This window comes from Bradyrhizobium sp. sGM-13 (genome assembly GCF_018398875.1).
Taxonomy (GTDB): Bacteria; Pseudomonadota; Alphaproteobacteria; order Rhizobiales; family Xanthobacteraceae; genus Bradyrhizobium.
Window position 1 is genome coordinate 1 of sequence record NZ_JAGWDK010000306.1, and the last position, 268, is coordinate 268.

Sequence of the window (268 nt, forward strand, 5' to 3'; positions counted from 1 at the left end):
GGCTCAGCGGACATGACTATCCCGCAAGACTTTCTCGACGCCTTGGAGGACATGCCCGCGGCGAAAGCTTTCTTCGCGACGCTCGATCGCAGAAATCTCTTATTCAATCTACTATCGCCTTCATACAGCGAAGAAGCCCGAGACACGCGCTAGACGGACCGCGCAAATTGTTGCGAAACTGGATCGTGGCGAGAAGTTTCACTGACCCATGCGGCCTCTCGGAGTCAGTAAGCCATAGCGGGCAGATGATCGGCTGCACTGTGCCGCT

The 268-nt window shown here is 56.3% G+C and carries 2 protein-coding genes; both read left to right on the plus strand.

Annotated features, from left to right (window positions below; genetic code table 11):
• The first annotated feature begins 12 nt into the window (after positions 1-12).
• Positions 13-153, plus strand: coding sequence for a YdeI/OmpD-associated family protein (locus KJQ96_RS41655; RefSeq protein WP_256441749.1), 141 nt, complete (start codon positions 13-15; stop codon positions 151-153).
• Positions 107-205: a YdeI/OmpD-associated family protein gene (locus KJQ96_RS41915; RefSeq protein ID WP_309142554.1), complete on the plus strand. Its 99-nt coding sequence runs from the start codon at positions 107-109 to the stop codon at positions 203-205. Before KJQ96_RS41655 ends, KJQ96_RS41915 begins: the two co-directional genes overlap by 47 nt.
• Positions 206-268 lie beyond the last annotated feature (63 nt).

Coding starts and splice junctions, on each gene's coding strand:
- KJQ96_RS41655 (WP_256441749.1), top strand. CDS start 13: ATGACTATCCCGCAAGACTTTCTCGACGCCTTGGAGGACATGCCCGCG.